Genomic DNA, 19,858 nt, shown 5'->3' on the forward strand with positions numbered 1-19,858 from the left:
ACACGCTCCCGTGATTAGATAGCTGGGTGTCAAACCAGAATCTGCGCCGCGACGAGGCCGCGGCCCGCGCCGCCCTCATCACCACTCACAGCTACGATGTCTCCCTCGACGTCCGGCAGGCGGCCGACCCGAACGTCGCCGGCTACACGAGCCGCAGCATCATCTCCTTCTCGGCCAGCGAACCCGGGGCGACGACCTTCGTGGATTTCATCGCCGGCAGCGTGCACAGCGTCTTCCTCAACGGCAAGGGGCTCGCCGTCGCCGATGTCGTGGACGGATCCCGGATCCGGCTTGAGAACCTGCAGCCGGAGAACCAGGTCACCATCACGGGGACGGCCCTGTACAGCACCTCCGGTGAAGGCATGCACCGCTTCGTTGACCCCGCCGACGGCCAGTGCTACCTCTACACGCAGTACGAACCCGCCGACGCCCGCCGGGTGTTCGCGAACTTCGAACAGCCCGACCTGAAGGCCGAATTCACCTTCCACGTCATGGCCCCCTCGGACTGGCAGGTGTCCTCCAACGGGGCGGAGGTGCTGCGCACCCAGCTCACGAGCGATCCCGCCACGAGCCGCTGGGACTTCGCGCCCACCAAGGCGATGTCCACCTACATCACTACCGTCCTCGCCGGACCGTACTTCAAGGCAGAGGACACCTGGCGCGGGACACTCGGCGACGGCACCGTCCTGGACGTGCCGCTGGCGCTCTACTGCCGCGCCTCCATGGCCGCGTCCTTCGATACCGACGCCCTGTTCCGCCTCACCAGGAACGGGCTGTCCTTCTTCAACGAGCTCTTCGATTTCCCCTACCCGTGGGGCAAATACGAGCAGGCTTTCGTCCCCGAGTACAACCTCGGCGCCATGGAAAACCCCGGCCTTGTGACCTTCACCGAAAGCTACGTCTTCACCTCCCGGGCCGCCGACTCGCAGTACCAGGCCCGCGCCAACACGCTCCTGCACGAGATGGCGCACATGTGGTTCGGCGACCTCGTCACCATGAAGTGGTGGGATGATTTGTGGCTCAAGGAATCCTTCGCGGATTACATGGGCACCCTCGGCGTGGACCGGACCACGGACTGGGACACGGCCTGGGTGAACTTCGCCAACAACCGCAAGGCGTGGGCCTACATCCAGGACCAACTGCCCACCACCCATCCCATCGTCGCCGACATCCCGGACCTGGAAGCCGCGAAGCAGAACTTCGACGGAATCACCTACGCCAAGGGCGCGTCGGTGCTGAAGCAGCTGGTGGCCTACGTCGGGTTCGAGGCCTTCATCGCCGGGTCCCGGCAGTACTTCCGGGACCACGCCTACGGCAACACCACCCTCGCTGAACTACTGGCCGCCCTGAGCGCGGCGTCCGGCCGCGACCTCAGCGAATGGGCCCGCCAATGGCTCCAGACCTCCGGCATCTCCACCCTGTCCAGCGAGATCACCACGTCCACCGAGCACAACACTGCGTTCAGCTCCGTCGCGGTCTTGCAGGACGCCGTGGATCCCGCCACCGGCCGGCAGGAGCCCAGGCCGCACCGCCTGCGGATCGGCCTTTACAATTTTGACGACGCCGGCGCCCTGGTTCGCACGGACAGCGTCGAGACCGATGTCCGCGGCGCCAGGACCGACGTGACCGCGCTGGCCGGCAAACCGCGGCCTGCGCTGCTGCTGGTCAACGACGAGGACCTCAGCTACGCCAAAGTCCGGCTGGACCCGCGTTCCGAGGCCACTGTCCGCGGCTCCCTGGACAAGCTGGAGGACCCCATGGCGCGGGCGCTGTGCTGGACGGCGCTGTGGGACTCGGCCCGCGATGCCGTCACACCGGCGGCCCTCTACGTCGACGCCGTCCAGCGCTTCGGACCCGCCGAGCCGGGTATCGGCGTCCTCCTCAACGTGCTGGGCAACGCCTCGACGGCGGTGGAACGCTACGTGCCCCGGGGCCAGCGGGACGCCGTGCGCCACGGCTTCCTCACCACGGCCGCCGAACAGCTGCAGGCGGCAGCGCCGGGTTCCGACCAGCAATTGGCCTGGGCCCGGACCCTCGCCGCAACCAGCCGCTACGACGCCGGCCGGCTGGACCTGCTGCGGGGCATCCTGGACGGCAGCACCGTGATCGACGGCCTCGCGGTGGACGCCGAACTGCGCTGGAATCTCTGGCATGGCCTGGCGGCCAACGGCCGGGCCTCACAGGAGCAGCTGGACCAGGAGCTCGCCCGGGACAACACGGCGGCAGGCAAGTCCGGTCACGCCACCGCCCTCGCCGCCCGCCCCGAGGAGAGCGTCAAGGCAGCCGCCTGGGAGGCCGCCGTCCACGGCACCGGTCTGTCCAACCAGCTCCTCGGCGCCACCATCGCCGGGTTTAACACCGGCGCGGCCTCCCTGCTGGCCGCGTTCATCGACCCGTACTTCGAATCCCTCGAACACGTCTGGGCGGACCGCAGCATTGAGATCGCCAGCCGGATTGTCCGCGGCTTCTACCCCGCGGGACAGGACCTGGACGGCGAAACACCCGAAACCCACGCCGTGATTGTGCGCACCGACCAGTGGCTGGCCGCCCACCCGGACGCGCCGCGCGCCCTGCGCCGGATCATCATCGAACAGCGCAGCCAGCTGCACCGCTCCCTCACGGCGCAGGCACTGACGGCACCGGCCCTGGCGGCGCACGCCCGGGCTGCGAACCCACGATAAACCCGCGATGAACCCGCGATCGACTGCTCCGTAGCCGCCCTCCTGGCGGCCCAGAACGGCAGTAGGGCCCACGCCGGCAGGGTTCCCTGGCCGAGCTTGCGAGGCGAGGGGGCCGGTGGGGAACAATCGACGGGGTGGAACGGGCCGCTAGGGAACGGGCCGCTAGGGAACGGGTGGTTATGGAACCCTGTGCAGCCACTCCGTGGTGCCGAACTTGGTCTCCACGCGGCGGCGGGCCGCCTCCAGCTCGGCGTCGGTGAGGACGGAGGGCGTTGCGCCGTAACGTTCGGCGAAGACGTCCATCATCGCCGCAACGATTTCGGCGCGGGCCAGGCCGGTCTGGCGGCGGAGCGGATCGACGCGCTTCTTGGCGCTCCTGGTGCCCTTGTCGGACAGTTTCTCCTTCCCGATCCGCAGCACCTCCACCATCTTCTCGGCGTCGATGTCGTAGCTCATGGTGACGTGATGCAGCATGCCGCCGTTGGCGAGCCGCTTCTGCGCGGCGCCGCCGATCTTGCCGTGCTCGGTGGCGATGTCATTGAGCGGCACGTAGAAGGCGCTGATGCCGACCTTTTCCAGGGCCGCCATCACCCAGGCGTCGAGGAAACGGTAGGAGTCCGCAAAGCTGATGCCGTCCACGAGGGTCTGCGGGAGGTACAGCGAGTAGGTGATGCAGTTCCCGGCCTCCATGAACATCGCTCCCCCGCCGCTGATCCGCCGGACCACGCTGATGCCGTGCCGGGCCACGCCTTCGGGATGGAGTTCGTTGCGGACGGACTGGAAGCTGCCAATCACCACGGAGGGCTCCTCCCAGTCCCAGAACCGCAGGGTGGGATTGCGCCGCCCGGCGCCGACTTCCTCGGTCAGGACCTCATCCAGGGCGACGTTGACGTGGGTGGGCAGGACAGACGGGGCGATGATGTTCCAGTGGTGGTCCGCCCAGCCGGTGGCCTTCGCCAGGGCGCGGCGGACGGTGACGGCGACGGCGTCGGCGGAAAAGCCGAACAGCACGGTGCCTTCGGGCAGCGCCTCCGTCACGGCGTCCGCGATATCCGCGGCGCTGGCGTCCATGGGCAGCCCGGTGAGCGCCCGGTTGATCTCCGGGAGCGCCTCGTCGGGTTCGAGGAAGAAGTCCCCGCTCAGTGAGACGTGGGCCAGGACGCCATCGACGACGTCGAAGTCGGCGACCACGAGCTTGCCACCCGGGACCTTGTACTCGCCGTGGTGGCGGCCGCCGTCGTCGTCGGTGCTGGGAGTGGGGGCGGCGGGATGGGAAGTCATGACCTCCATCCTGCCGCATGCGGCAGGGAACCCGGGAACCCGCGACCCGGTTAGCCGGTTAGCCGGTTAGCCGGTTAGCCGGAACAGCAGCAGAGACGCAGAAAGCCCGCACCGTTGCCGGTGCGGGCTTTCCATAAGACCAGGAGGAAGAAGGTTACTTCTTGCCGCCGAAGCCCTTGAAGCGAGCGTTGAAGCGCTCGACGCGGCCTGCGGAGTCCATGATGCGCTGCTTGCCCGTGTAGAACGGGTGGGACTCGGAGGAGATTTCGACGTCGATGACCGGGTAGGTGTTGCCGTCTTCCCACTCGATGGTCTTCGAAGAAGACACGGTGGACTTGGTCAGGAACTTGACGCCGGAAGCCAGGTCGTTGAAAACAACAGCTTCGTACTTCGGGTGAGTATTAGACTTCATAATTGGACCTTTGTTCGCACAACTGGATTTTGCCAGTTGCCAGGTATGAATGGGATGGCCGGCGGAAAGCACCGGACGGCCAGCTATCAATCATAGCCGATCCCCGGACCGCTGACGAACACCGTTGGCGCACGTCAGCGCGGCGCGGCCGCCGCACGATCCAGGTCGCCTCAGTCCTTCGGACGGAGCTCCCAGAACGCCACCGCCGACGCCGCGGCGACGTTGAGCGAATCGACGCCCGGGCGCATCGGGATCTTCACGGCGAGGTCGACGGCGGCAAGGGTTCCTTCGCTCATGCCCGCGCCTTCCGTGCCCAGCACCAGGGCCAGCCGCTCCGGGCGGCTGGCCGCGAGCACGTCGAGGTCCACCGCGTCATCCGTCAGCTCCATGGCCGCGACGGTGAAGCCCTGCTGCTGCAGGACGGCCAGGCCTTCCGCCCAGTCCTCCAGCCGGGCCCACGGCACCTGGAAGACCGTGCCCATGCTGACGCGCACGCTGCGGCGGTAGAGCGGATCCCCGCAGCGCGGCGAGACCAGGACGGCGTCCACGCCCAGGGCCGCGGCCGAACGGAAAATGGCCCCGACGTTTGTGTGGTCCACGATGTCCTCCAGCACCGCAACCCGTCGCGCTCCGGCGAGGAGGTCCGCCAGCGGCACCGGGGCGGGCCGGTGCATGGCGGCCATGGCGCCGCGGTGCAGGTGGAAGCCGGTGATTTCCTCCAGCAGCGCCGCGGAGCCAATGTAGGCCGGGACGTCCGGGAACTGCTCAAAGACATCGGCGAGGTCCCCGGCCCACTTCTCGGCCAGGAAGAAGGACCGCGGCCGGTGCCCGGCGGCCAGGGCCCGGCGCAGGACGCGGGAGGACTCGGCGATGTACAGGCCCTCGGCGGGTTCCCGGACTTTGCGCAGGTGCACGTCGGTGAGCTGCGTGTAGTCCGCGACCCGCGGGTCGTCGGCGGATTCGAGAAAGTGAAAGGTCACGGGCAGGTCATTCCTGGGAGTCTGTTGGAAGGGGCTATTTGAACAGGTTGGCGATCATGAATCCCAGTGCCACCAGGCCCAGGGTGAAGATGACCCCGCGCAGGACCGCGGGGGAGAGCCGGCGCCCCACCTTGGAGCCAATCACGCCGCCGATCAGGGAGCTGACGGCGATCAGCCCGACCACGCCCCAGTCGATCCGGTCGAAGGCGAACAGGAGGTAGGAGGCGGCGGCCACCACGTTCACGCCCAGGACCAGGAAGTTCTTCATCGCGTTGGCGTTCTGGATGGTCCCGGTCATGAACACGCCCAGGATGCCGACCAGCAGGATGCCCTGGGCCGCGACGAAGTAGCCGCCATAGACGCCGGCGAGGTACACCAGCACCACCAGCAGGACACTGTGGCGGCGGTCCCTGATCGCGTGTTCGGGGTTCTCCTCGCGGTTCCTCACCCACCGCTGCAGCCGCGGCTGGAACACCACCATCAGCAGGGCCAGCACGATCAGGACGGGGGCGGCGTAGTAGAAGACCTTCTCGGGCAGGTGCAGGAGCAGGTAGGCCCCGGTGACGGCACCCAGCAGCGAGGCCGGCAGGAGCCGGAGCAGCTGCTTGCCCCGGCCTTCGAGTTCCTTCCGGTAGCCCCAGGCGCCGGTGGCGTTGCCGGCCACGAGCCCCATGGCATTGCTGATGGAGGCCGTGACCGGGGCGTAGCCGAGGGCGATCAGCACCGGGAACGTGACCAGGGTGCCGGATCCGACGACGCTGTTGATGGTGCCCGCCCACAGCCCGGCGAAGAATATGAGGGCGCTATTGAGGAGCTCCACGCGCGGTCAGCGGCCCCGTCAGCGGCTGGCGGTCGCGGTGTACCGGCCCGCGTTGACGCTGACGTCCAGCGGCAGGCCAAACGTTTCACTCAGGTTTTCCGCCGTGAGGACCTCCGGCAGCGGGCCGGAGGCCACCACTCCGCCGTCGCGCATGAGCATCGCGTGTGTGAAGCCCGGCGGCACTTCTTCGAGGTGGTGGGTGACCAGGACGATCGCCGGGGCGGCGTCGTCGCGGGCGAGTTCGCTCAGGCGCTGGACCAGGTCCTCGCGGCCGCCGAGGTCGAGCCCCGCGGCCGGCTCGTCCAGGAGCAGGAGCTCGGGATCGGTCATGAGGGCGCGGGCAATCTGGACGCGCTTGCGCTCCCCTTCGGAAAGCGAGGCGAAGGGGCGGTTGAGCAGCGGGCCCATCCCCCACTCGTTCAGCAGCCCGAAGGCGCGCCGCTCGTCGTCCTTCTCGTAGCCCTCGCGCCAGCGGCCGGTCACGCCGTACGCGGCGGTGACCACCACGTTGAGGACCTTCTCGTGCTCGGGGATCTGGCTGGCCAGCGCAGCGGAGGACAGGCCGATCCGGGGGCGGAGCTCGAAGACGTCGACGGCGCCGAGGACTTCCTCGAGGATGCCCGCCATTCCGGACGTCGGGTGGATGCGGGCCGCGGCCAGCTGGAGGAGTGTGGTCTTGCCGGCGCCGTTGGGGCCCAGGATCACCCAGCGTTCGCCCTCCTTGACCTGCCAGTCGACCTTGTCCAGGAGCGTCTTTGCCCCGCGTACAACACTGACCCCGGCCATTTCAAGAACATCACTCATAGGAGTAGACACTAGGACAAAAAAGCGGACGACTGATAACCGGCGCCGCGCCCTGCCGTGGAGCGTCACGCGGCGCCTGCCGGGGCGCAACGAATTCGGGCCGCCCGCCGCCCGCTCGCTAGGATTGAGGCCATGAGTTCGAACGTGACCGCTGTGAGCTACGGCCTGAAACTGTCCCTTCCCGACATCCAGCGGCTGCGTTCGCTCCTGACGGCCGCCGGGTTGGGCGTCGGGGCGGAAACCCGCACCGGCGACGCCCGCTTCGAGGTGTATGCGGCGGACTGCGCGCTGGAGGCCGAACTGGACGGTGCACGCCGCGATTTGGCGGCCGCTGGCATCGAGGGCGTCGACACGGCGCTGGTACCGGCAGCATTGCGCAGCGCGCCGCGGAAGTTCCTCATCATGGACGTGGACTCCACCCTCATCCAGCAGGAGGTAATCGAGCTCCTGGCCGCCTACGCCGGCAAGCGCGAGGAGGTGACGGCGGTGACCGAGGCGGCCATGCGCGGGGAGCTGGACTTCGCCCAGAGCCTGCACGCCCGGGTGGCGGTCCTCGCAGGGCTGCCCGCGGACGTCGTCGAGTCGGTCCGCTCCGAGGTCAGGCTGACCGAGGGCGCCTCCGAGCTGGTGGCGGCGTTCCAGGCCGCCGGCCATGCCGTGGCCGTCGTGTCCGGCGGTTTCAACCAGATCCTCCGGCCGATCGCCGAAGACCTGGGTCTGCACTACTGGATCGCCAACGAACTCGAAATCGTCGACGGCGCACTGACCGGCAGGGTGCTCGGCGACGTGATCGACCGGGCGGCCAAGGAGAAGTACCTGCGCGAATGGGCCGCGGCCGAGGGCATCCCGATGGAACACACCATCGCCGTGGGCGACGGCGCCAATGACCTCGACATGCTGGGCGCGGCAGGGATCGGCATCGCCTTCAACGCGAAGCCGGCCGTCCGGGCTGCCGCGGACGCCGCCGTCAACCTTCCCTATCTCGACGCCGTGCGGTACATCGCGGGAGTCTGATGCATTAACCGAGAAGGCACGTCCCGGCAATGTTCAGTAAAAACATTGCCGGGACGTGCCTTCTCGACGCGCCATTCCGGCGCTTGGCGGCCTGTCCCTAGCTGGAGCTCGTGTCCGCTGCCTGCTCTGCGGTCTTACCGAAATAATCCGCACCGCCGACGTATTCGGTATGGCCGGTTTCGACGTCGGCCGAGGCCATCTTGGCGACCTCCGCGGCAAACTCCTTGACCGAGTACAGCTTGCCGGCTTCTGCACGGCGGGCCTCGATGGCGCCGGGGTTGGACCGGTCAAGCAGGGTGGCCGTGACGGTGCCCTCGATCATGTCGCCGGAGACCACCACGAGGGTGATCCCCTTGTCCGCCAGGCTCGGGACGAGGGCGCGGAGTGCGTCCTCCCCGGCCCGCTTGCTGCGGGCCACGGGCTCATACTCGGGCATGGTGGGCACCGTGTCGATGAAGTGGGCCTGGTGGCTGGTCACGAAGACCACGCGCGAGCCTTCAGGCATGAGCGCGACGGCGGCGTTGAGCATGTTCACCTGGGCGTCGCGGTTCAGCTTCAGGGCGTAGCCCTCTTCCATGCCGGTCTCCATGCCGCCGGAGGCGTTGAGGACCAGGAGGTCGAGCGAGCCGAAGTTCTCCATCGCGGCGCTGGCCAAGGCCTGGACGCCTTCCTGGGTGGTCAGGTCCGCCCCGACGGCCGCAGCACGGCCGCCGTCGGCTTCGATCTCGGCGACAACCTTGTTGGCGCGCGGCGCCTTCTGGCGGTAGTTGACGACGACGGCCGCACCCTCGGCGGCGAGGATTTTGGCCACTTCGGCGCCGATTCCGCGCGACGATCCGGTCACGATCGCTGTCTTGTTCTCCAGCAGTCCCATACGAGCTCCTTTGTTCCAAACGTCCAAATACTGTGGGTCTGCAATCCATCATGCCAGCGGATCACGCCATTACAGTTGTTCAGCATCCACAAAGAAGCCCCGGCAGTGTAGTTCCGCCGTGCCGTGCCGGAAAGGCGCCGCGGCCGTTAGGAGCCATGGCGGGAACGTGCCGGCGACCGGTCAGCCGCGGTCGATCCGGATCTTCGTCGTCGCTTCGCCGGTCACAACCTTGGGTGCCGGTGCGCGGACTTCCAGGACGCCGTCCTTGTACGTGGCGGTGATGTCTTCCTCCCTCACCCCCGCGGGCAGCGCAATGCTCCGGGCGGCCCGGCCGTAGCGGAACTCCGAGCGGTAACCGTCCTTGCTCTTGTGCTCGGACGACTCCCGCCGCTCCACCGCAATATTGAGCACGCCCTCGCCGACCGAGACGTCGACGTCCCGGTCCGGGTCGATGCCCGGCACTTCCGCCCGCACCACCAGGGTGGTGCCCTCCTGGAACTGTTCGATCTTGATCCCTGGCGCTATGGACAGATCACCGTCAAGGAAGCGGCGGACCGGTTCCAGCATGTCCGAGGGCGTCCATTTGCTGAGATCACTCATGATTTCCTCCTGCGTCCACGCCCCTGCCGCGGCATGGTCAGGGGCTGTGAGCCCATTACACGCTCCCGAAGCCCCGGAGCCAAGGGCAATAAGGCCCGGCGCGGAAAACTGCGGGTCCCTTGTCGCCGGCGGCTGCGGTTGCGGCGGACAGAACACAACGGACGACGGCGGAAGCCGCCGTCGTCCGTTGTGTTCTATCCGCTATGTCAGGAGGGCTCCGGCGTGGTCCGGGCTAGTGGCCCATTCCGAGGCCGCCATCGACCGGAATGACCGCGCCGGAAATGTAGGACGCCTCGTCGCTGGCGATCCAGCGCACGACGTTGGCGACCTCGGAGGCCTCGGCGAAGCGGCCGGCGGGAACCTTCGTCAGGTAGTCCTTCTGTGTGGCCTCGGGCAGCTCGGCCGTCATGTCGGTGTTGATGAAGCCGGGCGCGACCACATTCGCGGTGATCCCGCGTCCGCCGAGCTCGCGGGTGAGCGACCGGGCGATGCCCACCAGGCCTGCCTTCGAGGCAGAGTAGTTGATCTGGCCCGGCGCGCCGTACAGGCCGGAGACGGAGGAAATCAGCACCACACGGCCCTTGCGCGCCCGGATCATGCCCTTGGATGCGCGCTTGATGACCCGGAAGGCGCCCGTGAGGTTCGTGTCGATCACCGAGGTGAAGTCGTCTTCGCTCATGCGCATCAGGAGCGTGTCCTTGGTGATGCCGGCGTTGGCCACGAGTACTTCCACCGGGCCGTGCGCGGCTTCAACTTCCGCGAACGCAGCGTCAACCGAAGCTTCGTCCGTGACGTCGGCCTTGACGCCGAGGATGCCCTCGGGCAGCGACGATTCGCTGCGGAAGGTCACGGCCACTTTGTCGCCGTTGGCCAGGAAGGACTCGGCGATGGCCAGGCCGATCCCGCGGTTTCCGCCGGTGATCAGAACGCTGCGGCCGGTGGTGGATGTGTCAGTCATATGGGGGCTCCGGGATTCTGCGGCAGGGAGGGCCGCGCTGGGGGCTGGATTTTTCCTGCCTCCGATCTTAGCGCCCGGTTCGCTTCCGTTTGGGCGGCTCCGCCGATGGTGAGAGAATCGAAGTAAGCCTTGGGAGCGTGATCTGACAGCCGTGACACTCAAAAACCGACCCGGTGCGCATGTACCCGGGAGGCCGGACTCCGAGTCCGGCGGTACCGAGGTGCACAGCATCACCGACGCCGCTGCTGCCCACTCGGACGAGATGCACCAGCGGATGGTCAAGTACGCCGTCGCCATGGGCATCCGCATGGTCTGCCTGATCCTGATTTTTGTCGTGGATGGCTGGTTCAAGCTCCTGCCGATTGCCGGCGCAGTCTTCCTGCCCTGGGTGGCCGTGGTGATCGCCAACGGCAGCGACAAGGCGGAAATCCACAGCGACTCACTCCTGGACTACGCTCCGCTCGCAGAGCTGGACGCCCCGGAGACCGCAGACCCGGCCGGGCAGGATATCGATGACCGCGCAGACGGGGCGGGGACGCTGCTGCAAGGTGAGCTGATCGAAGATGAGAACGACGACGACCATGGACGGGCAGCTTCATGAACCTCTTTGACCTGGCCGGGACCGGTGGCGACACCGCCGCGGCCCCCGGCACCGTCTGCTCGCGGAAAGCCTGCCGCGCGGCGGCCGAATGGCAGCTGCTGTGGAACAATCCGAAGATCCACACCCCGGAGCGGCGCAAGATCTGGCTGGCGTGCGGGGAGCACCGCGCCTGGCTTGAGGACTACCTCCAGACGCGCGGACTGTGGAAAGAGACTGTGGTCCTCGGCGCAGAGACCGTCCCCCTCCCCGGAGCGACCGCCCCGCTCGACCCGTCAGGCAGGATCGGCTGAATGTACCGCTTTCTCTTCTCCAGTAAATGGCTGGGGTACTTGTTGCTGGCCGCGGTCTTCGCTGCCGGCTGCGTTGGGCTGGGCCGGTGGCAGATGGACCGCCGCGCCGAGACCCTGGCCGAAATCAACCGGGTGGTCTCGAACTACTCGGCCACCCCTGTGCCGTTCGCCGCGGTCCGGGACGAATTCAGCCGGCTGGACCCGGAGCGCGAGTGGACCCAGGTGGAACTGAAGGGCAGCTACGACGCCGCCGGCCAGCGCATCGTCCGCAACCGGCCGCTCAACGGCCAGCCCGGCTACGAGGTGGTGGTTCCCTTCAAGCTCCAGACCGGCGAAACCTTGGTGATCGACCGCGGCTGGCTGCCCATCGGCAACAACACGCCGGGACGGCCCGACTCAGTGCCGGCCCCGCCGCAGGGTCCGGTGACGGTGGTCGCCCGCCTCAAGCCGGCCGAGCCCGAGCTGCAGCGCGGCGCCCCTGACGGCCAGCTGGCCTCGATTGACCTCGCCGCCTATTCCGCGCAGCTGGGCTATCCGCTGCTGACGGGCGCCTACGGACAGCTGGCGTCAGAGTCGCCGTCGGTGCAGGACATGCCGTTCCCGTTCCCCAAGCCGACCACCGATGAAGGCACCCACCTGTCCTACTCACTGCAGTGGTTCGCGTTCGGCGTGCTGATGTTCGTCGGGTTCGGCTACGCGGCCAGGCAGCAGGCCCGCAACGCCGCGATCGACGCGGAGGACGCCGAAGCCGAGGCTGCGGCCGGCGGATTCCTGCACTCCAGCGGCCCGGCCGTGCGGCGCCGCCCGGCTCCGCGCAAGCGCAAGAACGCGACAGCGGAAGAAGAGGAAGACGCCATCCTCGATGCCCAGGGGTTCTGAACGATGAGCCCTGAGGCCTATCCCCGACCGGTGGCAAACGTCAAGCGTGCCCTCACCGCCCTCGGCGCCCAAGACACCGTCACAGTGTTCGATTCAAAAGTCCCGACGGCGGCAGCGGCGGCCGCCGCGCTGGGCTGCGACGTCGCGGCGATCACCAACAGCCTGGTGTTCGACCTCGAGGGCACCCCGCTGCTCATCCTGGCCAGCGGCGCGGCCAAGGTGGACGTCCGCAAGGTCGCCGACCGGCTGGGCGCCGGCAAGATCCGCCGGGCCTCCCCCGAGTTCGTCCTGGCGCACACCGGCCAGGAGGTGGGCGGGGTCGCCCCGGTAGGCCACCCGGAGAAGATCCGGACCCTGCTGGACGAGTCGCTGTCGGCCCACCGCGTGCTCTGGGCAGGGGCAGGGGACCACAACTCGATGTTCTCCATCAGCTACGAGGACCTGCACCGGATCACGGGCGCGGAAGAGATGCCGGTCCGCTGACCCGATTCACTCGCAGCAAAGGCCGTCGTGAGCGCTCACGACGGCCTTTGCTGCGAGTCAGCCAGGCGGCTTACGCCAGCGTGATGAGGTCCAGGTAGTCTTCGTTCCAGTGGTCCTCGATGCCGTCGGGAAGCAGGACAACGCGCTCCGGGTTGAGCGCCTCGACGGCGCCCTCATCGTGGCTCACAAGGACGACGGCGCCGGTGTAGTTGCTCAGGGCCCCGAGGATTTCCGCGCGGCTGGCGGGGTCGAGGTTGTTGGTGGGCTCATCGAGGAGCAGCACGTTCGCGCTCGAGGCCACGATGGTGGCCAGCGCCAGCCGGGTCTTCTCGCCGCCGGAGAGCACACCGGCGGGCTTGTCGACGTCGTCGCCGGAGAACAGGAACGAGCCCAGGATGTTGCGGACTTCCGCGTCGTTCATGTCCGGGGCCGAGGAGCGCATGTTCTGCAGGACGGTGCGGTCCACGTCGAGCGTCTCGTGCTCCTGCGCGTAGTAGCCCACCTTCAGGCCGTGGCCCGCAACGACTTCGCCGGTGTCCGGCTTGTCGACGCCGGCCAGCATCCGCAGCAGCGTGGTTTTGCCGGCGCCGTTGAGGCCCAGGATGACCACCTTGGAACCGCGGTCGATGGCAAGGTCGACGTCGGTGAAGATCTCCAGCGAGCCGTAAGACTTGCTGAGGCCGTCCGCGGTGAGCGGGGTCTTGCCGCAAGGTGACGGATCCGGGAAGCGCAGCGCTGCCACGCGGTCGGTCGCGCGCACGGCTTCGAGGCCGCCAAGGAGGCGTTCGGCACGCTTGGCCATGTTCTGGGCGGCGACGGCCTTGGTGGCCTTGGCGCGCATTTTGTTGGCCTGGTCGATGAGGACCTGGGCCTTCTTCTCCGCGTTGGCCCGCTCACGCTTGCGGGCGCGCTCGTCCGTTTCACGCTGCGTGAGGTAGCGCTTCCAGTCCATGTTGTAGAAGTCGATCTGGGCGCGGTTGGGATCGAGGAGGAAGACCTTGTTGACGGTCGCTTCAAGCAGCTCGGTGTCGTGGCTGATGACGATCAGCCCGCCCTGGTGGTTCTTGAGGAACTCGCGGAGCCAGGAGATGGAATCGGCGTCGAGGTGGTTGGTGGGCTCATCGAGGAGCATGGTTTCGGCATCCGAGTAGAGGATGCGCGCCAGCTCCACACGGCGCCGCTGTCCACCGGACAAGGTCTTGAGCGGCTGGTTCAGCAGCCGGTCCGGCAGGGCGAGGTTCGAGCAGATCGCTGCCGCCTCGGCTTCCGCGGCATAGCCGCCGGCGGCCAGGAACTCGGATTCCAGCCGGTCATAGCGGTTCATCGCCTTGCGCTGGACCGCGGGGTCCTCGCTGGCCATCTCTTCGTGCGCCACACGGAGCTTGCCCACGGCAATGTCCAGGCCGCGGACGGACAGGATCCGGTCCCGAGCGAGCTGCTCCATGTCCGGAGTGCGCGGATCCTGCGGCAGGTAGCCGATTTCGCCGCTGCGGGTTACCTTGCCGGCGGCGGGCAGGCCCTCGCCCGCGAGCACCCGGGTCAGCGTTGTCTTGCCTGCACCGTTACGGCCGACCAGACCGATCTTGTCTCCCTTGTCGATCCGGAAGCTCACCTGGTCCATGAGGAGGCGGGCGCCGGCGCGCAGTTCGAGATCCTGGACGGTAATCAATGCAGCTAAGGCCTTTCACAACAGGGAATGCCGCGGCACAACGGGTGGAGTCTGGGCGGGGCCGGGGCAGGGCGGTGCGAGAGCACGGCCTCCCCAAGTCTACCGGCACTGCCCCGGCTCCATGACATGGGCACCTTTGGCAGTGGCCAGCCGCCGGCGCAATGCTGGTCCGGCCCGCTGGCGGTGTTCATTGGCGGCGCCCTCCAGCTTCCGGGCCGCCGGTTAGTGGGGCGTCTACAAAAAACCGTCCCCGCCGCGACCGTACAGTCAATATCACAGACCATATTCCGCCGCAGCACCCCGACAGGAACATCATGACGCAAACCGACCGTCCCGCCACAGCCAGGACCCCGCGCCGCCGGGGCCGCTGGAATGCCACCGACCTTGGCCTCATCGCCGTCTTCGCCGCCCTTGTGGCCGCTTCTGCCCTGATCGCCGCCATCCCCGTCGGCGGGCTCGGCGTCCCCATCACGCTGCAGACCCTCGCCGTCATGCTCACGGGGCTGGCCCTCGGCCCGGGCCGGGCCTTCGCCGCCGTCGGCCTTTACCTGCTTCTTGGCTTCGCGGGCCTGCCGATCTTCAGCGGCGGCCGCAGCGGCCTGGGCGTGCTCGCCGGCCCCTCCGCCGGCTACATCATCGGGTTCCTGCTGGCCGCCACGGCCGTCGGCTGGCTGACCGTCGTCGTCCTCAAACGCACCGCCAACCGCACCGGCAGGCTGCGCGCCATCCTCCTGTTCGCCGCCGCCATGCTGAGCAGCATCATCTTCATCCACGGCCTGGGCATCCTGGGCATGATGGTCAACGCCAAGCTGGACTTCTCCAAAGCCTTCCTGGCCGATCTCGTGTTCTACCCCGGCGACATCATCAAGAACATCCTGGCCGTCAGCATCGCCTTGGCCCTGCACAAGGCCTTCCCGGACCTGCTGCTGCGCCGCGTCCGGACGGTTGAACCCCGCCCGTGAGCATCATCGTCCTGGACCGGGTTTCGGTGCGGGTGCCGGTCGACGGCCGCCCCGCCCCCAAGACGCTGCTCCAGGAGCTCTCGCTCGACCTCACGGAACGGCGGATCGGGGTTATCGGGGCCAACGGCTCGGGCAAGTCCACCCTCCTGCGGCTCCTGAACGGGCTCGTGGCACCCAGCAGCGGCACCGTGAGAATCGACGGCGCCGATACCGTCCGGGCCGTCCGGGAGGTCCGCCGCCGGGTGGGCTTTGTCTTCACCGATCCGCTCTCCCAGCTCGTCATGCCCACCGGACGCGAGGATGTGGAACTGTCCCTGCGCCGCTCCATCCGGAACGCCACTGAGCGCCGGGTCCACGCGGAGTCGGTGCTGGAACGGTTCGGCCTCCTGCCGCTGGCGGACCAGAGCATCTACGAGCTCTCCGGCGGCGAACGTCAGCTCCTGGCGCTGGCCGCGGTCCTGGCCGTCGAGCCGGAGGTGCTGGTCCTGGACGAGCCGTCCACGCTGCTGGACCTGCGCAACCGCGAACTCCTTCGGCGCACCCTCGCCGGGCTCCGCCAGCAGGTGATCCTGTCCACCCACGACCTTGACCTGGCCCGGGACATGGACCGAGTCCTGGTGGTGGACGCCGGGCAGGTGGTGTTCGACGGCGAACCGGCGGCCGCCGTCGCGCATTACCGCGCCCTGAGCGCGGCGGGTTTGCCCTCGTCCGGCGGACCTGCGGGCGGCCGGCTGGAGCAGGCGTGAGCGGCCACGGCTTCCTGCTGGCGGCGTATGTGCCGGGCACGTCCCTGGTCCACCGGGCGCCGCTGTGGCTGAAATTCCTGCTGGTCGTTGGGTGCGGAATGACGTCGTTCCTGATCGCAGACTGGGCCGTGTCGGCCGCCATGCTGGTGCTGCTCTGCGGACTGTTCCTGCTGAGCGGGGCCGGCCCTGCCCGGCTGTTTCGCGCGGTGCGTCCGGTCCTTCCGGTTCTCGTGGCGATCGGGCTCTTCCAGTGGTGGCAGCTGGGTGCACCGACCGCCGTCCGGATCGTGCTGAACGTCCTGGTCTGCGTGGTCGCGGCCTCAATCCTGACCGCCACCACCCCTGTGCAGGCACTCCTCGACGGCGTGGCCTCGCTGGCCCGGCCGTTCCGGCGCTTCGGTGCGGACCCGGAACGCTTCGCCCTGACCATCGCCATCATGCTCCGCAGTATCCCGTTCGTTGCCCAGGCCTACACGGACGTGCGCGACTCGGCGCGGGCCCGCGGACTCGAACGCAACCCGCGGGCCCTTGTGTTGCCCGTCTTTATCAGTACGGTGGCCTTCGCCCGGCAGACCGGCGAAGCCCTCGCCGCCCGTGGACTGGGCGAGCCGGAGGACTAGGCACCTCGCACACCCACACCCCGGTTCCGCGTCCTCCCCCCGTGGACATGCCCTCCGTTGGCCGCAGCGAGTGGACATGTGGCCGATATGTCCACTCCTCGCGCCGAGGACTGGACATGTCCTCCTCCGGCGCCGGGCACTGGCATGTCCTTTCCCCTGCGCCTGGCCTGGACATGTCGCTTACCTAGTGCCAGGGCAGGGCATGTCCGCACCGGGCAAATGGGCATGCGCTCCGTTGGCCGCAGCCAGTGGACATGTGGCCGATATGTCCACTCCTCGCGCCAGGGACTGGGCATGTCCCCTTCCGGTGGCTTGCATGGGCATGTCGCTTTACCTGGTGCCGGGGCAGGGGATGTCCGCACCGGGCAGATGGACATGCCCTCCGTTGGCCGCAGCCGGTGGACATGTGACCCATATGTCCACGCTCAGCGGCGAAGACTGGGCATGTCCCCCGGCGGGGGTTACGTGAGGCGCGCGTACCCCAGCAGAGCGGCCGTGCCCATGCCGCCTGCGATGCTGATCATCGCCAGGGCAAGCTGCCCCGGCTCCGGGGACCTGCGGGCCTGGGCCAGCAGCCGGGTGACCAGGACCGCGCCCGAGGCTCCATAGGCGTGGCCGAGGGCCAGGGCGCCGCCGTCGAGGTTGGCCCGCTCCGGGTCGATGCCCAGCTGGTCAAAGCACGCGAGCGTCTGGGCGGCGAAGGCCTCGTTGAATTCCACCAGGCCCACGTTCGCGGCCGTCAGGCCGTGTGCCGCCAGGAGCCGTTCGGCCGCCGCGGCCGCGCCGATGCCCAGCAGTTGCGGCGCCACCCCGGCGGTGTCAGTTCCCAGGACCAGCAAACCGTCCGCGGCGCCCAGCTGCCGGGCCCGTTCCAGGGACGTGATGACGACGGCGGCGGCACCGTCGGCGTCGAAGCAGGAGTTCCCGGCCGTGACCGTGCCGCCACTGGCAAAAACGGGCGGGAACCGGGCCATCAGGGCCGGGCCAAGGCTCGGCCGCGGCCCGTCGTCGGCTGCCGCGGACGCAGCGGGGCCGGCGGCGAGCGGCACGATTTCGCCGTCGAAGATCCCGGCAGCCGCGGCAGCGAGGGCACGGTGGTGGCTGCGGAGCGCGAAGGCGTCCTGGCGTTCCCGGCTGATGCCGAAGCGGCCGGCGACGTTCTCGGCCGCCACGCCCATGTCGGGGTCGCCGAAGCTCAGCGGGGCAAACTGGGCACGGCTGTAAAAGCCCGGGCTGCCGTCGTCGTTGCGGTGCGCCCGGAGCGGAGCCGTGCTGATGCTCTCCACGCCGCCTGCGAGGTACAGGCCGCCGCCGCCCGCCGCGACCAGCCGGGAGGCCAGGACGATCGCGTCCAGACCGGAGCCACATTGCCGGTCCACGGTGACGCCGGGGACGGTGACGGGCAGGCCGGCCTCCAGCGCGGCGAGCCGGGCCACGTTTCCGCCGCCGCCCACGGCGTTGCCGATCACGACGTCGGTCACGGAGCCCGGCGCGGGGCCGGCACCGGCACCGGAGAGCAGGCTGCGGAGCACCGGAGCCAGGAGTTCGTGGGCGCGGAGCTTCTTCAGGGCCCCGTTGGCCCGGCACAGCGGTGTCCGGCGCGCGGCGATGATCACCGGCTGCCTGTCCTCCGGCAGCAGCCCGGGGAAGGACAGCCCGGGGATCGGCGTGACGGGGAGTGGCCGCCCGGGGGAAGAAGGCGCTGTGCCCGCGCGCGGCTCAGCCAAGACGCCGGATCCTGGGATCGTTCCGGGCTACCCAGTCCAGCAGCAGCTGCCGGCTGATTTTGCCCCGGTCCGTCAGGGGCAGCTCCGTCAGCACGAAATACTCCAGGGGCCGCTTGTTCCGTGTCAGCACATCGTCGATCCCGGACCGCAGCTGGGTGGCGGTGACCGCCCCGTGTGAGGGCACGACGCCGGCCACGACGCGCTGGCCGCGGAGATCGTCAACCATGCCGGCCGCCACGGCCGCCGCGACGCCCGGGACGGAGGCCAGCGCCATCTCCACCTCATGCGGGTAGACGTTGGTGCCGGCGGTGATGATCATGTCGGAGCGGCGGCCGAGCATGTGCAGGGTCCCGCCGGAGAGGTAGCCCTGGTCGCCCACGGTGTACCAGCCGTCGAAGCAGCGCAGCGCCTGGCCGTCGTCACCCCACAGGTAGCCGTTGCTGACCATGCCGCTGCGGACGCAGATGTTGCCGTCGCTGCCGTCCGGGAGTTCGGCGCCGCCGTCGTCGAGGATGCGGATAGCGACGCCGGGAAATGGCTTCCCGATGCCGGTCCCGCCCGGTTCAACGGGCTCGCCCGGACGCAACCCGGCGCCCGAGACGAAGCTGAGCTCGGAGGCGCCGTAGTACTCGAAAATGGTCGCGTTGGGGGCCCAGCGCCGGGCCGCCTCCAGCGTCCGGGCATCCAGCTTGGAACCGGCGCAGATGATGCTGCGGATGCCGGAGGCATCGACCCCGCCGGCCAGGCCCCGCTCGCTGAGCAGCCGGAGCATGGTGGGCACCAGGACCAGGCGGGTGATGCCGTCGTGGCTGACGGCCGCGTGGGCAGCGCCGACGTCGAAGTGGTCCAGGCTGTGGAACTCCGCGCCGGCATACAGGCATTCGGCGAGGGCGTAGAGGTTCAGGCTTGCCGCGAGCGGTCCGGGAGCCAAAGACTTGTCGTCCTGCGTCAGTCCAAAGAACTCAATGGAGGCCTCGAACGATTCCTGCCAGGACCGCCGCGAGCGGGTGAACGCCTTGGGCACCGAGGTGGTGCCGGAGGTCAGGCCGATCAGGAACGAGGTGTCAGGCGGCCCGTCAACCAGCTCGGTCCCCAGCCCGGGAAGTGCATGCGCCGGCCCCGTCTCCGTCCCGGCGATGCGGGCGGTGATGCCGTCCTGGAGTTGCTGCGGCCAGGCCGGGTCCAGCACGGCGCACTGCCGCTCACCAGCGACGGCGGCGGCGAACGCTACGGCGAAGCGGGTTGAATTTTGTTCGGACAGCACGGTGATGGCGGGAGCCGCGGGCACCAGGGCTGCCGCTGCGTCCCGCAGGCCGGACCAACTGAGGTGATCTCCGGCAACGACGACGGCTGTCTCGTCGGGACGGTCATCGGCCCAGCGCTGGAGTCTGTCGAGAAAAGGCATCGAACCAACTTTACCGTTGCTGGCCGCGGCCGCGGCCTGTGCGGGATATTGT

20 protein-coding genes are annotated in these 19,858 nt (G+C 68.7%); 9 read left to right on the forward strand and 11 right to left on the reverse strand.

Translation table 11 applies throughout. From position 1 onward, the window contains the following. Positions 1-26: 26 nt before the first annotated feature. Complete coding sequence (gene pepN / locus ABH915_RS12195) at positions 27-2,681, forward strand: aminopeptidase N (protein WP_370121585.1); 2,655 nt, start codon at positions 27-29, stop codon at positions 2,679-2,681. Between the two features lie 177 nt (positions 2,682-2,858). On the opposite strand, the gene ABH915_RS12200 is transcribed toward pepN, so the two are convergent. The 5 genes from ABH915_RS12200 to ABH915_RS12220 form a co-directional block, all read right to left on the reverse strand. Next, complete coding sequence (locus ABH915_RS12200) at positions 2,859-3,962, reverse strand: biotin/lipoate A/B protein ligase family protein (protein ID WP_370121588.1); 1,104 nt, start codon at positions 3,960-3,962, stop codon at positions 2,859-2,861. A 154-nt stretch (positions 3,963-4,116) separates the two neighbouring features. Next, complete coding sequence (locus ABH915_RS12205; RefSeq protein ID WP_018772953.1) at positions 4,117-4,374, reverse strand: type B 50S ribosomal protein L31; 258 nt, start codon at positions 4,372-4,374, stop codon at positions 4,117-4,119. Between the two features lie 170 nt (positions 4,375-4,544). Then, entirely contained in the window at positions 4,545-5,354 is an 810-nt protein-coding gene (locus ABH915_RS12210; RefSeq protein ID WP_370121591.1) for a TrmH family RNA methyltransferase, read from the reverse strand. 34 nt (positions 5,355-5,388) lie between these two features. Then, positions 5,389-6,174, reverse strand: coding sequence for a sulfite exporter TauE/SafE family protein (locus tag ABH915_RS12215; protein ID WP_018772955.1), 786 nt, complete (start codon positions 6,172-6,174; stop codon positions 5,389-5,391). Positions 6,175-6,192: 18 nt separating this feature from the next. Next, positions 6,193-6,978 (reverse strand): ABC transporter ATP-binding protein, encoded by a 786-nt coding sequence (locus tag ABH915_RS12220; protein ID WP_026266341.1) that lies wholly within the window; start codon positions 6,976-6,978, stop codon positions 6,193-6,195. Positions 6,979-7,110: 132 nt separating this feature from the next. On the opposite strand from ABH915_RS12220, the gene serB reads away from it, so the two are divergent. Then, positions 7,111-7,992 carry a phosphoserine phosphatase SerB gene (serB, locus tag ABH915_RS12225; protein ID WP_370121596.1) on the forward strand — a complete coding sequence of 294 codons (882 nt, stop codon included), beginning with the start codon at positions 7,111-7,113 and terminating at the stop codon, positions 7,990-7,992. Between the two features lie 97 nt (positions 7,993-8,089). Here the strand turns inward: serB and ABH915_RS12230 are convergent, their stop codons facing one another. The 3 genes from ABH915_RS12230 to fabG all read right to left on the reverse strand — a co-directional run bounded on the left by ABH915_RS12230 (position 8,090) and on the right by fabG (position 10,424). Further along, positions 8,090-8,866 carry an SDR family oxidoreductase gene (locus ABH915_RS12230; protein WP_018772958.1) on the reverse strand — a complete coding sequence of 259 codons (777 nt, stop codon included), beginning with the start codon at positions 8,864-8,866 and terminating at the stop codon, positions 8,090-8,092. Between the two features lie 180 nt (positions 8,867-9,046). Beyond that, a complete protein-coding gene (locus ABH915_RS12235) occupies positions 9,047-9,466 on the reverse strand; it encodes an Hsp20/alpha crystallin family protein (RefSeq protein ID WP_018772959.1) in 420 nt (139 codons plus the stop codon). Positions 9,467-9,698: 232 nt separating this feature from the next. Continuing rightward, positions 9,699-10,424, reverse strand: a complete 726-nt coding sequence (fabG, locus tag ABH915_RS12240; protein ID WP_018772960.1) for a 3-oxoacyl-ACP reductase FabG — start codon at positions 10,422-10,424, stop codon at positions 9,699-9,701. Between the two features lie 151 nt (positions 10,425-10,575). Between fabG and ABH915_RS12245 the strand changes: the two genes are divergently transcribed. Genes ABH915_RS12245 through ABH915_RS12260 form a run of 4 tightly spaced genes read left to right on the forward strand, consistent with a single transcriptional unit; the run spans position 10,576 to position 12,677 of the window. Then, complete coding sequence (locus tag ABH915_RS12245) at positions 10,576-11,025, forward strand: DUF3099 domain-containing protein (RefSeq protein WP_370121601.1); 450 nt, start codon at positions 10,576-10,578, stop codon at positions 11,023-11,025. Then, entirely contained in the window at positions 11,022-11,315 is a 294-nt protein-coding gene (locus ABH915_RS12250; protein WP_018772962.1) for a hypothetical protein, read from the forward strand. The genes ABH915_RS12245 and ABH915_RS12250 overlap by 4 nt, the downstream gene beginning before the upstream one ends. After that, entirely contained in the window at positions 11,316-12,194 is an 879-nt protein-coding gene (locus ABH915_RS12255; RefSeq protein WP_370121604.1) for an SURF1 family protein, read from the forward strand. Positions 12,195-12,197: 3 nt separating this feature from the next. Further along, positions 12,198-12,677, forward strand: coding sequence for a YbaK/EbsC family protein (locus tag ABH915_RS12260; protein WP_370121607.1), 480 nt, complete (start codon positions 12,198-12,200; stop codon positions 12,675-12,677). A gap of 70 nt (positions 12,678-12,747) precedes the next feature. Here ABH915_RS12260 and ABH915_RS12265 read toward each other — a convergent pair whose 3' ends face one another. After that, entirely contained in the window at positions 12,748-14,346 is a 1,599-nt protein-coding gene (locus tag ABH915_RS12265; RefSeq protein ID WP_026538746.1) for an ABC-F family ATP-binding cassette domain-containing protein, read from the reverse strand. A gap of 314 nt (positions 14,347-14,660) precedes the next feature. Between ABH915_RS12265 and ABH915_RS12270 the strand changes: the two genes are divergently transcribed. Genes ABH915_RS12270 through ABH915_RS12280 form a run of 3 tightly spaced genes read left to right on the forward strand, consistent with a single transcriptional unit; the run spans position 14,661 to position 16,674 of the window. Beyond that, entirely contained in the window at positions 14,661-15,308 is a 648-nt protein-coding gene (locus tag ABH915_RS12270) for a biotin transporter BioY (RefSeq protein ID WP_370121610.1), read from the forward strand. After that, a complete protein-coding gene (locus tag ABH915_RS12275) occupies positions 15,305-16,054 on the forward strand; it encodes an energy-coupling factor ABC transporter ATP-binding protein (RefSeq protein ID WP_370121613.1) in 750 nt (249 codons plus the stop codon). Before ABH915_RS12270 ends, ABH915_RS12275 begins: the two co-directional genes overlap by 4 nt. Then, on the forward strand, positions 16,051-16,674 hold the full coding sequence (locus ABH915_RS12280) for an energy-coupling factor transporter transmembrane protein EcfT (protein WP_370121616.1): 624 nt from the start codon (positions 16,051-16,053) through the stop codon (positions 16,672-16,674). The genes ABH915_RS12275 and ABH915_RS12280 overlap by 4 nt, the downstream gene beginning before the upstream one ends. 461 nt (positions 16,675-17,135) lie before the next feature. Here the strand turns inward: ABH915_RS12280 and ABH915_RS12285 are convergent, their stop codons facing one another. Beyond that, a complete protein-coding gene (locus tag ABH915_RS12285) occupies positions 17,136-18,290 on the reverse strand; it encodes a thiolase family protein (protein WP_370124994.1) in 1,155 nt (384 codons plus the stop codon). A 103-nt stretch (positions 18,291-18,393) separates the two neighbouring features. Next, positions 18,394-19,806, reverse strand: coding sequence for a class I adenylate-forming enzyme family protein (locus ABH915_RS12290; RefSeq protein ID WP_370121619.1), 1,413 nt, complete (start codon positions 19,804-19,806; stop codon positions 18,394-18,396). Between the last annotated feature and the right edge of the window lie 52 nt (positions 19,807-19,858).

The organism is Arthrobacter sp. MW3 TE3886 (assembly GCF_041262145.1).
Taxonomy (GTDB): domain Bacteria; phylum Actinomycetota; class Actinomycetes; order Actinomycetales; family Micrococcaceae; genus Arthrobacter.